Origin of the sequence: Bacillus sp. AP50, from assembly GCF_040492675.1 — a bacterium.
In the GTDB taxonomy this organism is placed as follows: Bacteria; Bacillota; Bacilli; order Bacillales; family Bacillaceae_G; genus Bacillus_A; species Bacillus_A cereus.
The window spans coordinates 1-12,320 of the sequence record NZ_JBEUTW010000368.1; the positions used below are offsets into that span (position 1 = coordinate 1).

Below are 12,320 nucleotides of genomic sequence, written 5' to 3' on the forward strand. Positions count from 1 at the left end.
ATACACTAGCTTTTTATTTGGAAGAAAAATTTAACAAGTACAATCACAATCAAAACAATCCGTACAGTCTAAATCATCACAATCTGCTTTTCTCTTTCTTTTGTTTCTCTTAAGATAATAATACAGTAGCCCAAACAATAGTATACAAATAACAAAAGCTATTATTGCTTCTGTATACTTATTTTGAATCATAAAACCAATTCCACTTCCACCTGAAATAAAAATTAGAATTAAGTAAATCCAGAACATCTATGTAAATACCTCCATTACTATATATCTTAAGATAATATCCATATAACACTAGAGGAAATGAATAATCCCATACCATTACCGCTTAATACACCAGTAGTTATTCTTAGCAAATTTGAGCTACTTCTCCATTTCCACTTTTGGGTGAACCCATCGATAAGTAACGGAATTTGAGCGAAAAATGATAGTATGATTGCCAAAAGAAATGAAGGTGTCATATAAAAATAAATTGGAAACATTAAAATACCAATAAGCATGCCTGTACAACGCGCACATAAAGGTATGTACTTTTGTAGTTTAAAAAAACTCCTATCTAATCTTCTATGACAAGGAATTTGTAAAATAAAAGTTCGAATCAATATGAATCACCCTCTCTAAAAAGATTTTAATTGATTTTGCAAAAAAATATATATCCAATAAAAAAACAAACCAGGTTTATACTAGGCCCAGTTTGTCAGTTTACTACTATGTTACATCTCCTCAGGTGCCTCCACCCCAAGTAAACGTAATCCTTCTTTTAATACAACCGTCACAGCATAAACCAATGCGAGTCTGCTGTCTTTTTCTTCGCTCTCTTCTAATATACGAACATTACCGTAATATTTATTGAATGATTGTGCTACATCTAATATATATTTCGAAATAATAGATGGCTCATTTTTATTGAAAGCTGCTTCAATTACTTGAGGGAATTTATTAAGTAATTTTACGACACTCCAGCTATAATCATCTTTTAAAGCAAACGTACATGTTTCAAATTCTACACTTTCTTTTCTTAAAATAGAGCAAGCACGTGCATGTGTGTACTGTACGTAAGGTCCTGTTTCTCCTTCAAATTTCAGCATATTTTCTAATGAGAATTCGATATTATGCATACGCTCATTTTTTAAATCGTGGAAGATGACTGCACCAACACCGACTTGCTTTGCTACTACTTCTTTTTGTTTTAAGTTTGGATTTTTCTCTTCAATATTCTGTTTTGCAAGTTCGATTGCTTCTTCGAGTACTTCTTCAAGTAAAATAACTCTTCCTTTACGTGTCGACATTTTCTTACCATCTTTTAAAATGAAGCCAAACGGTACGTGTTCCATACCATCAACCCAAGTATAGCCAAGTTTTTTTAATACGGTGAAAAATTGATTGAAATGTAAGCTTTGTTCTGGACCAACAACATATAGCGCTTTATCAAACCCATAAGTGTTTTGACGATATAAAGCTGCCGTTAAGTCACGCGTTGCATAAATCGTCGCACCATCTGATTTTCTAATTAAACAAGGCGGCATTCCTTCTTCTTCTAAATTAACGACTAATGCACCTTCTGATTCTTCAAGCAACTCATGTTCTTCTAAAATCCCAATAAAATCTTCCATTAAATTATTATAAAATGCTTCTCCCTGAAAATTAGTAAATTCTACGCCGAGAAGTTCATAAATGCGAGAAAATTCTTTAAGGGACTCATGACGGAACCAATTCCAAAGCTCTACCGCTTCTTCATCACCTTCTTCTAATTTCTTAAACCAAGCACGTCCTTCTTCTTCTAGTTCTTCGTCGTCTTTTACCTCTTCATGGAATTGGACATATAACTTAAATAGCTCACGTATTGGATCTTCTTTAACTACTGCTTCATTTCCCCATTTTTTATAAGCCGTAATTAACTTTCCAAACTGTGTTCCCCAATCTCCTATATAATTAATCCCTACAACTTCATAGCCACATTTTTCAGCGATATGTTTCAGCGAATTTCCTATCATTGTAGAACGTAAATGCCCCATCGAAAAAGGTTTCGCGATATTAGGAGAGGAATAATCAATTACTACTGTTTTTTCACAGCCAAAGTGGTTTTGACCGAACTCTTCTTTCTCCGCTAAAACTATTTTTAATACTGCATCACTTACAGTTTCACGATTGAAAAATACATTTACATAAGGACCAACGGCTTCTACTTTCGTAAAAAACGGATCATTGAATTTCTCAGCAACTTCCTTTGCGATAAGAGCTGGTGCTTTTTTATATTGCTTCGCTAATGAAAAGCATGGGAACGCTGCATCTCCAAATTCATCTTGTTTCGGTGTTTCAATTAAATCTAAAATTTGTTTTTGCGTTAATTCATTCGTGAAAATATTAGATAAACTTTCCACAAACTGCATTTTATAATCCATGATACAACCTCCTTATTTTTTAAAACACAAAAAACTCGTCTCTAAAAAAGAGACGAGTTTTAACCCGTGGTACCACCCTTGTTGTTCGTTACGAACCACTTTCCCGTTTATAACGAGGACAGGGGGCCTCGGCTTTCTCTACTATTCGTTCAAGAAGCATCTCCGAAGTGCGCTTCATCTTTTTCTTCCGTACTAGGCTCACACCATCCCTAGCTCGCTTTCCTTCTAAAAAAGACTACTCTCTTCATCACAGACAGTATATTTAATTAATTATTGCTTATTATACATCTTTTCAAACAATTAGCAAGGGTCAATTACACCAAAGTGAAACTTAGCACTTTTTCTTTTGTATACATAAAAATTGTGTTTTTCAAATCTAGAACTACGAAAATGATCTTTTAAAACGACACGTTTTCTCGCCACTCGTTTTGCCTCCGCAATTGTTTCATCAGTAATATCATGATACAAAGCGAAGTGTTTTAATCCTTTAATTCCGTCGGATTCTATGACAGTTTCTTCAAACATCGGATCAAGGTAAACGACATCGTAACTATTGTCTTCACATTGCGCTAAAAATGAAAAATGCTCCGTTTGCTTTACTTGAATTCTTTGCATTGCTTCATCAATTTCAGAAACGGATGAAGACCATGTTTTCAAACCATTTTCCATAATATAAGCCATATACTCATTGCCTTCAAGTCCTGTTACTTTTCCGCTTTCACCAACAACATAACTAGCTACAATACTATCTGATGCCATCCCGAGCGTACAATCTAACACTGTCATTCCTCTCTCTAATTGCGTGGCTTGTACAAACGGATCGTGTTCTCCACGCATTAACCTTTTCACACGAAACATCGCTGAGTTCGGATGAAAGAAAAACGATTCTTCCGTACCTTTCGGATAAATAGCTAATCGGTTCTTCCCTACGACAAGCACATCTTGTTCATACTGCTCATGCAGCTTATGTACTGGTATGTCATTACGTTTAACGAATGAACGATTTAATTCTGCGGCTACCTGCTTTGCATAATCTGTCATTTCTTTATTCGTTCTTCCTGCTGTTGTTACGATCATTGTTTCACCTCTATATAAAGAAAAGAGGGAGATTTACTCTCCCCCTTCTTTAGCAATTCTTTTCGAAAGCTTGTTCTAAGTTCGTAATAATTTCGTCCATAGTTGCACCTTCAATTTCATGACGGTGAATGAAGTGAACAACTTCTTTTCCTTTTAATAATGCCATAGATGGTGAAGATGGAGGAATTTCTCCGAAGTATTCACGCATTTTTGCAGTAGCATCTTTATCTTGACCTGCGAATACAGTTACAAGATGATCAGGTTGTTTTTCAGCACGAACAACCGCTTGACCTGCTGATGGACGTGCTAAACCAGCTGCACAACCACAAACAGAGTTTACAACTACTAAAGTTGTACCTGATGTATTTTCCATAAATTCTGTTACAGCTTCTTCTGTAGTTAACTCTTCAAACCCAGAACGCACTAACTCTTGGCGCATTGGGATTACCATTTGGCGCATGTATTCTTCATAAGCATTTGACATCTTGTAATCTCTCCTTCAACTTTCATTCCAAATTCATCATATCACGCTCTATTAATAGGTGCAAAAGAAAGATAACGATGATTTCATTTTTTTGTAGGGATTTCACAAACCCCACCGCGGCAATGCCCCACTGGAACAAGTTTTCTATTGTTAGCGATATAATCGTATACTTTACTTCCAAAACCAAGTACGATAGATAACTTTATAAAAGGAACGGCAAACCAATAAGATGGAACGGCCTTTGCTAATACATGTATGCTATGAATGCCGTCATACCACTTATTATTTTTAAAAATATACAATCTTTGTTCCATCTTACTTTGTAGTTCTTGAGAAAGCTCATACTTCTCAACTACATCTTCATCTCGAAATGAAACAAATTTCATCTTACCCTTTTTATCTAATTTTTTCGTACGTTCTGCAACCGCCGTACACATCGGACACCAACTATCATAGAAAACAATCATATATTATTCCCCTTTACGAGACTCCGTCATTTGTTTCCATACAGAACCTTTTGCTTCTTCTCCGCCTTCAATACGTTCTAATGCTAGACGTGCTTGCATCGCTACTTCAAACTCTGGATCATCTTGCGCTGCTTTTAATGCTGGAATCGCACTTTCATCTCCAAGTTCAAATAAGAACATAGCTGCACGCCAGCGTACTAATTTACTTGGATCTTTCAGAGATTTAATCATAACGAACATCGCTGCCGGATCACCTACATCTGATAAACAATCTCCTGCAGTACGACGAACACTTACAGAGCGATCTAATAAAGCTTTATATAATAACGGTAATACTTCATCACCTTTTACCATACCTAAATACGCTGTTGCTAAACGGCGTATTGAAACTTTTTCATCATCTAACGCCATCTTCAACACTGGAATATCTTCTTCAGTAGGATCCATTTGTTCTAATGCTGCAAAACGGTTTTTCCAGTCAGAATCTTTCATCATCTCTTCTGTTACTTTATATGGCTCACGCTTTTGGATCGTTACTTCAACAGCACCTGCTTGATTTAATAATTCTTTAACCGTTTCATTTACACGTTCTTCTGAATAAGCAGCAACAATCTCTTCTACTACTTCTTTCCCGATTTCTTCAAAGTTACCGTAACGTGTACTTTGTTCCACCCATTTACGCTCTTTTACAACATTTGGTGCAGACATTTGCACTTTCATAATTGATTCTTTAAAACGATCAGGTAAACCAACACGTTCTTCCGTCGTTCCATCTGTTAACTTTACTTGCATTGGAATTGTAAAGAACATTTGAACAAACACTTTCACTTCTCCAAAATGAGCAAGTTGTTGTTCTTCACTTTCTTCCACTACTTCTTCGCCGAAAACAGCACGAACTTGTTGTAATAAAACTTTCCAGTCATACTTCGCATTTCGCTCCACTGCTAAAAAGTCGGCTACATGATATACACCTTTAATGCCTTCAATTTTCAAAATTTCTTGCACTTGCATTGGTGCTTGTTCTTTATTTTCATTTGTATAATTATTACGCGCTCCTGATGGTAATACTTCATTCAAAATAACTTTCATTGTATTTGGACTTGGCGTCGGTTCAATTGCTTTAATCTTCACGTAAAAAACTCTCCTTTATTGCATGTTCTTAGCTGTATTGTAACATGTTATCACTCTATACTCCTACTCGGATGCTTAATTTTACTACTTTCTTCCCGCTACCATACTATTTCATTCTTTTTACATTTTAAATTAGGAACGGGATTTTAAAAGCTTTCGTTTCCGATGATTTTTATTTTTTATCCATTTCTTGAGGCATCGCCATTATTTTTGAAAAAAACACGCTAAACAAAAAAATATGTAAATAAGCTATCCATATGGATAGCTTATTTACATATTTTTCGTTATTGGAAGACAACTATTTTTATAAATACAAAAGGCAGAAAAGTATATAGATTCTACAAAATATTTTGATTGTGATACATTTACAGAATCTCTTATTTTATAATTAATGTCTTATTATTTTTTGGAGGGAATTCGATGAAAAAGTTTGTTTTGATATTTGGGCCACAAGCAGTTGGGAAAATGACAGTTGGACAAGAACTAGCAAAGATGACTGATTTAAAATTATTTCATAACCATATGACAATTGATTTATTGGAGCCATTGTATGGATTCTCTTCGGAAATGTGGCGATTAACCCATCTTTTCCGAAAGGAAATATTTCAATCATTTTCAAAGAGTGAACATTATGGAATGATTTTTACATACGTATGGGCGTTTAATGAAAAGAAAGATTGGGATGATGTTGAAAGTATATGTAATATTTTTCGTTCCCAAGGGGTTGATATTTATTTTGTTGAATTAGAAGCTGATGTAGAAGAAAGACTTCAACGAAATAAAACACCTCATCGACTTGAACATAAGCCAACAAAAAGAAAGATTGAACAATCTGAACAAAATTTATTAAGCACATTTGAAAATTTTAGATTAAATTCAAGAGAAGGAGAAATTACAGAGAAAAATTATATAAGGATCAATAATACGAATTTAAATGCTACAGAAGTAGCTGAAATTATAAAGAAAGAATTTCAACTATAGTTTTTTTTAACAAATTGAACAGTTCGGATTTTATGAATATCGTATACATTTCTAATTAACATAACGTCCTATTATCGGTTGCAACAAAAAGGAGGATTCCTTACTCTCAGAAGGAATCCCTTTTTTTATTTTCTATCACTCGATTCATCTTTTTATACATTCCTATCCTGTGATGGGTTTTATGGTTCTCGTTTGTTACTGGATTAGCCAAAAAACGTTATAAAATTTTGTATACTCTTTACTTGTTTTTTCAAAAAAGCTGGCGGTATCCCCTCTTTAAGTTTATTAAAATACTTTCCACAATTTTTTCCGAAGCTATTACTTAAAATCACCTTTTATTACGATGCCCCCTCCCGCCTTCTCTCCAAAAAGGTAATACTCTCAATCACAACTTCAGTTCTATATATTCTCTTGCCTTGTTCATCATCGTAATTACTAGTCTGAATACGCCCTGTAATCCCAACGAGCGACCCCTTCTTACAATATTCAGCTACATTCTCAGCCGATTTGCGCCAAACGACACAATTAATAAAATCGACTTGTTGTTCACCTAAACTATTTCGAAATCCTCTATTCACCGCAACACATATTCGTGCATAAGCGACGCCTTGTTTTGTGTAGTATAATTCTGGCTCCTTTGTCAATCTACCGATTAATACAACTCGATTCATCATAAGTTATACCACCTCACATGTTTTTCTTCATTGTAAGGAGAAATGTTTGAATGGTAAAAAGCACAAAATGATATATCCGTAAGTAGAAAGTATTATTTTGGACCTTACAAAACAAAAAAAGAAACCATACATAGTTCAAACATGTATAGTTTCAAAATTTATTACACTTCAGTACAAGATATGTAATATCCTCCGCGAGCCATCTTTATTTCAGCACGGTACATTACATTTTCTAAGTAGAAAGTAATCGGTTTAACTTTACTCTCAAATTTTAGTCTTTCATTGCATTCAGTTGCATATCCTTCAATCGCTGAAGTAATAACTTTTGATGATGGATACGTTAAAGCTTCATCTAGTTCTATGAAAAAACTTTTAGAAAATAATTTTTTCATAATCCCCTTCTTCTCTTTCATCATATTCCATCTCCTTCACTTCAAGTTGCTATCATCCATATTATACCATACATTCAATATATCTTTGAAAATAAAAAAATCCTGCATTTTTCATGCAGGATTTTTTTATTAGTCATTTTTCGTAAAGTAAGAAACGAAACGAAGAATTTCTAAGTATAACCATACTAATGTAAGCATTAGTCCCATCGCAGTATACCACTCCATATATTTCGGAGCTTGACTACGTACACCATTTTCGATTAAATCGAAATCTAGTAATAAGTTTAATGCAGCAACTACAATAACAACTGCACTAATAATAATACCGATTGTACCACCTTGGTGAATGTATGGAACAGTTACACCAAACATATTTAGTAGGAATACGACTAAATACATAACCATAATTCCAAGTGTTGCTGCCATAACGCCTGTACGGAATTTATCCGTTACTTTTACTACGCGTGTTGCATATAACACTAACATTGCAAATAGAATTGAGATTGTTAGTAATACAGCATTTAAAACGATAGAATCGCCAAATTTCATTGTATAAACTGCTGAAATACTTCCTAACACAACCCCTTCTACCGCTGCATAGATTGGTGCACCAAAAGGTGAAATGCGCGGGAAGAACATAGACGCAAATGCGATGATTGCCGCAACGATTAAAGCACCAATTAATACTGGCATCTTCATCGTCCCCTGCATCATCTGTATGTATGAATAGACAGACGTTGCAAGTAGCAAGATAAGCATAATGAACGTTTTGCCTACTGTTCCGCCAATCGTCATCGCAGAAGCGCTTGCTCCCTCTTTACGGAATGCCTCTTTTTTCAACATTGGATTAGATGTTCTCATTTTTTCCCTCCTAAAATAGGTTCTACCAATAGTGTAAAGTTTTTCTCTTTACTTTTCAATATATGCAGCTTGTTTTTATTTTAATCCTTCAACGATGTCTGATAGTTCACTCCATCTTTCCATCTGTTTTTCTAGCTCTTCTTCTGTTTTCTGCTGTGCTTCAGATAATTCCTGTGCCTTTGTGAAGTCAGATCCAACTTTCGCAAGTTCTTCTCCAATTGACTCAATTTTCTCTTCAAGTTCGGCAATTGTATCTTCAATCGTTTCCCATTCACGCTGTTCATTGTATGAAAGTTTACGTTTACGTTGTTGTTTTGGAGCTTCTTCTACAACTTTTTTCTCTTTTTGAACTTCCGCTTTCTCCATAAGTTCTCTCGTTTTTTCCATTTCTAAATAATCTGTATAACTACCTAGGAATTCACGCACTTCGCCTCCGCCAGTAAAGATGAACAGTTCATCTACTACTTTATCTAAGAAGTAACGGTCATGCGATACAGTTAAAACGACACCTGGGAAATCTTCTAAATAATCTTCTAGTACTGTTAATGTTTGTGTATCTAGATCGTTTGTAGGTTCATCAAGTAAAAGTACGTTTGGTTCTCCCATTAAAATACGTAATAAATATAAACGTCTTCTTTCACCACCAGATAGTTTACCAAGTGGTGTACCATGTGAATGCGTCGGGAATAAGAAACGTTCTAACATTTGAGATGCACCAATTACTTTTCCATCTGTCGTATGAATAACTTCTGCAATCTCTTTAATGTATTCAATCATACGCTGATTTAAATTCATCTCTTCATTTTCTTGCGTATAATAAGCAACTTTTACAGTTTGTCCAACTTCAATTTCACCACTATCAGGAGATAACTTACCTGCAAGCATATTTAATAGCGAAGATTTCCCGCTTCCATTCGCTCCAATAATTCCGATGCGATCGCCTGGTTTCACAATATGATTAAAGTTGTTTAATACCGTTTTATCACCAAATTTTTTCGTTACATCTTTTAACTCAAGTACTTTTTTCCCAAGACGGCTACCGCTAAGTGCAATATCAACTGACTGTTTTGCAGCTGGTCCTTCTAGTTCCTTTAGCTCATCAAAACGCTGAATACGCGCCTTTTGTTTCGTAGAACGGGCTTTTGCACCACGACGAATCCAAGCAAGTTCACGACGATATAAATTTTGGCGTTTCGATTCTTGTGCCAATTCTTGCTCTTCACGAAGTGCTTTCGCTTCTAAAAATGTACTATAGTTTCCTTCGTAGCTATATAATTTACCATTATCTAATTCAAAAATACGGTTCGTCACACGATCTAAGAAATAACGATCATGGGTTACAAGTAATACCGCACCTGTATATCTTGCTAAATATTCTTCTAACCATTCAACTGTCTCATGGTCAAGATGGTTCGTAGGCTCGTCTAAAATTAATAAATCAGGTGTTTCAATAAAACATTGTGCCATTGCGATACGTTTTTTCTGTCCACCAGATAAATTCCCAACAATTGCAGTGAAATCTGTAATTCCTAATTTCGTTAAAAGAGATTTCGCACTTGCATTTGCTTCCCATGCACTCATTGCATCCATACGTTGCTGCACTGCAAATAATTGTTCCTGTACTTTTTCATTACTTGGATCTTTTTCAATATTTAATAGTGCTTTTTCATAATCACGAAGAAGACGAATTAAAGGTGTATCACCATGGAACACTTGCTCTAATACTGTTAGTTTTTCATCAAACTCTGGTTGCTGTGATAAATAACTAATTGTATACCCACGTGAATGCGTCATATCACCTGTATCAGGAGTTTCTAATCCTGCAATAATTTTTAATAATGTCGATTTACCAGTTCCGTTTACACCGATAATTCCGACACGTTGTCCTTCTGTAATACTACATGATAATCCATCAAATAACGGCTTTTCCCCATATGATTTTGATAAGTTCTCCACAGTTAACATTTTCATATTTGTGCATTCCACTCTTTCATAAATTGTTCAATAAACTGTTCCATATAACGATGACGAATTTCAGCCTCTTGTTTTGCTGCATTCGTATTCATTAAATCTTTTAATTTCAAAAGTTTTTCATAAAAATGATTTAAAGATGGATCATTATTTTTTCTATATTCTTCTTTCGTCATTTCTTCACGCGGCGGAATAGTTGGGTCATACATTAATCTCCCTTTCGCCCCACCATATGCAAATGTACGAGCAATCCCTATTGCACCAAGAGCATCTAAACGATCCGCATCTTGAACAATTTTCCCTTCAAGTGACTCTACTGTGCCGCCATGGCCACCTTTATAAGACATATTGGCGATGATATGAAGAATATGTTTACTTTCCTCTTCTTCAACCCGTAGCTCTTCTAACCAATCAGAAACTTTTTTCATTCCTGCTTCTTCACTTTCATTTAGCTTTTCATCTGCCACATCGTGAAGTAATGCTGCCATTTCAATTATAAAACGATTTCCACCTTCTTGCTCAGATAAAGAAATCGCCATTTTATGTACACGTTCAATATGATACCAATCATGCCCACTCGCATCTTTTTCTAAAATATGTTTTACAAAAGTAATTGTTTTTTGAATTTTTTCTTGTTTTGTCATTTTATCTTCACCCAGTTACTTATTGTAACACGCCCGCATTTTTTCATCACATATTTTCTTGTCCGCCCATACACTAGGTGGTAGGCATCATCATGAAGGAGGAATAAACATGTTCTATAATAATCAACCGCCTTATCCAAGGCAACCATTGTATCCTCAACAACAAGAACAGAGATACACAGAACAATACGAAGAACAAGAGTTACAACAGCAAGAACCACAATATGACGAAAACCCATATGCAACAACGCAAAACCAAGAAACTGAATTTCAACAAAATCCATATGACACACGTCCAAATTATGAATATCCTCAAAATCCATATGCAGCACCACAAAATCAAGAACAGCGATATCCTCAAAATCCATATGTAATACCACAAAACCAAGAACAACAATATCAACAAAATCCATATGCAGCACCACAAAACCAAGAACAACAATATCAACAAAATCCATATGCAGCACCACAAAACCCATACACAACTCAACCACAACAACCGCAATACCAACAACAAATGTATCAACCAAACTACGACGCACGTGTCTCACCACCTAAACCACCAACAATAGATCCAACTCAACCACAAATCTTACCACCTGGACCAACACTAGGCATTACACAACCACAAATCTTACCACCTGGACCAATTACTGAACCAACACAACAACAAATTCAACAAGTTGTCGGTACACAGTTTTTACCTTTCAAGAAACCCGTACTAGATTTCGTAAAACCATGGGTAGATTACGGTTTAAATGAAGCAAAACATACATCACATGAACACGCATTAACAGAAGTTGCTGCGATTATGTTTTTAGTTGGTAAAGGCTTCAATCCGACGATCGCACATTATATCGTTGAATCTTGGGAGAAGAATGAACAGTTTTAGAATTGTTCATTTGATAAAATATAAAAAACACAAAAGTGCCAAACCCCTTATACCACAAGGGTTTTGGCACTTTTTAATATCTAAAACAAATTTTATTGAAATAATTATTTTTATAGATTTTCATACTTTTTTATATAGTACGTGAACATATACAGTACAAAATTACACCTTTGTATACACATTTTTAGAAACATCTTACGTTTATCAAACAATAACCAAAAGACGTACCTGCAACCTCATCATATAAATAATAGATATTAAAAAGAGGACACTATAAGCGCCCTCTTCCTTAGGTTTTAAATATGTTCTCCATGATCCATAAACACTTCAATTGCTTC

14 protein-coding genes and 1 other annotated feature are annotated in these 12,320 nt (G+C 35.0%); of the genes, 2 read left to right on the forward strand and 12 right to left on the reverse strand.

What is annotated here, in order from left to right:
- Positions 1 to 30: 30 nt before the first annotated feature.
- The 7 genes from ABWK52_RS22540 to ABWK52_RS22570 form a co-directional block, all read right to left on the reverse strand.
- Positions 31 to 249, reverse strand: coding sequence for a hypothetical protein (locus ABWK52_RS22540; protein ID WP_000498601.1), 219 nt, complete (start codon positions 247 to 249; stop codon positions 31 to 33).
- A 29-nt stretch (positions 250 to 278) separates the two neighbouring features.
- Complete coding sequence (locus tag ABWK52_RS22545; RefSeq protein ID WP_000621475.1) at positions 279 to 608, reverse strand: DUF2085 domain-containing protein; 330 nt, start codon at positions 606 to 608, stop codon at positions 279 to 281.
- A gap of 111 nt (positions 609 to 719) precedes the next feature.
- Entirely contained in the window at positions 720 to 2,408 is a 1,689-nt protein-coding gene (gene argS / locus ABWK52_RS22550; RefSeq protein ID WP_098542225.1) for an arginine--tRNA ligase, read from the reverse strand.
- Positions 2,409 to 2,453: 45 nt separating this feature from the next.
- Positions 2,454 to 2,668: a binding site (T-box leader), on the reverse strand.
- 40 nt (positions 2,669 to 2,708) lie between these two features.
- Positions 2,709 to 3,485 (reverse strand): class I SAM-dependent methyltransferase, encoded by a 777-nt coding sequence (locus ABWK52_RS22555; protein WP_016077794.1) that lies wholly within the window; start codon positions 3,483 to 3,485, stop codon positions 2,709 to 2,711.
- 49 nt (positions 3,486 to 3,534) lie between these two features.
- Positions 3,535 to 3,969 (reverse strand): BrxA/BrxB family bacilliredoxin, encoded by a 435-nt coding sequence (locus tag ABWK52_RS22560; protein WP_000063706.1) that lies wholly within the window; start codon positions 3,967 to 3,969, stop codon positions 3,535 to 3,537.
- Positions 3,970 to 4,052: 83 nt separating this feature from the next.
- Positions 4,053 to 4,436, reverse strand: coding sequence for a thiol-disulfide oxidoreductase DCC family protein (locus tag ABWK52_RS22565; RefSeq protein ID WP_000634873.1), 384 nt, complete (start codon positions 4,434 to 4,436; stop codon positions 4,053 to 4,055).
- 3 nt (positions 4,437 to 4,439) lie between these two features.
- Positions 4,440 to 5,567: a conserved virulence factor C family protein gene (locus ABWK52_RS22570; RefSeq protein WP_000692580.1), complete on the reverse strand. Its 1,128-nt coding sequence runs from the start codon at positions 5,565 to 5,567 to the stop codon at positions 4,440 to 4,442.
- 420 nt (positions 5,568 to 5,987) lie between these two features.
- Between ABWK52_RS22570 and ABWK52_RS22575 the strand changes: the two genes are divergently transcribed.
- The gene (locus tag ABWK52_RS22575; protein WP_000714950.1) at positions 5,988 to 6,548 is read left to right on the forward strand and encodes an AAA family ATPase; all 561 of its coding nucleotides are present in this window, start codon (positions 5,988 to 5,990) and stop codon (positions 6,546 to 6,548) included.
- A 338-nt stretch (positions 6,549 to 6,886) separates the two neighbouring features.
- Here ABWK52_RS22575 and ABWK52_RS22580 read toward each other — a convergent pair whose 3' ends face one another.
- The 5 genes from ABWK52_RS22580 to ABWK52_RS22600 form a co-directional block, all read right to left on the reverse strand.
- A complete protein-coding gene (locus ABWK52_RS22580; protein WP_000982014.1) occupies positions 6,887 to 7,222 on the reverse strand; it encodes a single-stranded DNA-binding protein in 336 nt (111 codons plus the stop codon).
- 161 nt (positions 7,223 to 7,383) lie between these two features.
- Complete coding sequence (locus tag ABWK52_RS22585) at positions 7,384 to 7,638, reverse strand: DUF4318 domain-containing protein (protein ID WP_000975140.1); 255 nt, start codon at positions 7,636 to 7,638, stop codon at positions 7,384 to 7,386.
- 105 nt (positions 7,639 to 7,743) lie between these two features.
- Positions 7,744 to 8,475 (reverse strand): Bax inhibitor-1/YccA family protein, encoded by a 732-nt coding sequence (locus ABWK52_RS22590; protein ID WP_001260655.1) that lies wholly within the window; start codon positions 8,473 to 8,475, stop codon positions 7,744 to 7,746.
- Positions 8,476 to 8,550: 75 nt separating this feature from the next.
- Positions 8,551 to 10,446: an ABC-F family ATP-binding cassette domain-containing protein gene (locus ABWK52_RS22595; protein WP_097998225.1), complete on the reverse strand. Its 1,896-nt coding sequence runs from the start codon at positions 10,444 to 10,446 to the stop codon at positions 8,551 to 8,553.
- Complete coding sequence (locus ABWK52_RS22600; RefSeq protein WP_000165966.1) at positions 10,443 to 11,090, reverse strand: HD domain-containing protein; 648 nt, start codon at positions 11,088 to 11,090, stop codon at positions 10,443 to 10,445. Before ABWK52_RS22600 ends, ABWK52_RS22595 begins: the two co-directional genes overlap by 4 nt.
- Before the next feature lie 109 nt (positions 11,091 to 11,199).
- Here ABWK52_RS22600 and ABWK52_RS22605 point away from each other — a divergent pair, with 109 nt between their 5' ends.
- Positions 11,200 to 11,982, forward strand: coding sequence for a hypothetical protein (locus ABWK52_RS22605; RefSeq protein WP_353772143.1), 783 nt, complete (start codon positions 11,200 to 11,202; stop codon positions 11,980 to 11,982).
- Positions 11,983 to 12,320: the final 338 nt, after the last annotated feature.

What these genes read in the sequence shown, in the direction of transcription:
- argS (WP_098542225.1), bottom strand. Translation starts at nt 2,408, where the DNA reads ATGGATTATAAAATGCAGTTTGTGGAAAGTTTATCTAATATTTTCACG.
- ABWK52_RS22575 (WP_000714950.1), top strand. Translation starts at nt 5,988, where the DNA reads ATGAAAAAGTTTGTTTTGATATTTGGGCCACAAGCAGTTGGGAAAATG.
- ABWK52_RS22560 (WP_000063706.1), bottom strand. Translation starts at nt 3,969, where the DNA reads ATGTCAAATGCTTATGAAGAATACATGCGCCAAATGGTAATCCCAATG.
- ABWK52_RS22595 (WP_097998225.1), bottom strand. Translation starts at nt 10,446, where the DNA reads ATGAAAATGTTAACTGTGGAGAACTTATCAAAATCATATGGGGAAAAG.
- ABWK52_RS22600 (WP_000165966.1), bottom strand. Translation starts at nt 11,090, where the DNA reads ATGACAAAACAAGAAAAAATTCAAAAAACAATTACTTTTGTAAAACAT.
- ABWK52_RS22590 (WP_001260655.1), bottom strand. Translation starts at nt 8,475, where the DNA reads ATGAGAACATCTAATCCAATGTTGAAAAAAGAGGCATTCCGTAAAGAG.
- ABWK52_RS22605 (WP_353772143.1), top strand. Translation starts at nt 11,200, where the DNA reads ATGTTCTATAATAATCAACCGCCTTATCCAAGGCAACCATTGTATCCT.
- ABWK52_RS22540 (WP_000498601.1), bottom strand. Translation starts at nt 249, where the DNA reads ATGTTCTGGATTTACTTAATTCTAATTTTTATTTCAGGTGGAAGTGGA.
- ABWK52_RS22565 (WP_000634873.1), bottom strand. Translation starts at nt 4,436, where the DNA reads ATGATTGTTTTCTATGATAGTTGGTGTCCGATGTGTACGGCGGTTGCA.
- ABWK52_RS22580 (WP_000982014.1), bottom strand. Translation starts at nt 7,222, where the DNA reads ATGATGAATCGAGTTGTATTAATCGGTAGATTGACAAAGGAGCCAGAA.
- ABWK52_RS22555 (WP_016077794.1), bottom strand. Translation starts at nt 3,485, where the DNA reads ATGATCGTAACAACAGCAGGAAGAACGAATAAAGAAATGACAGATTAT.
- ABWK52_RS22585 (WP_000975140.1), bottom strand. Translation starts at nt 7,638, where the DNA reads ATGATGAAAGAGAAGAAGGGGATTATGAAAAAATTATTTTCTAAAAGT.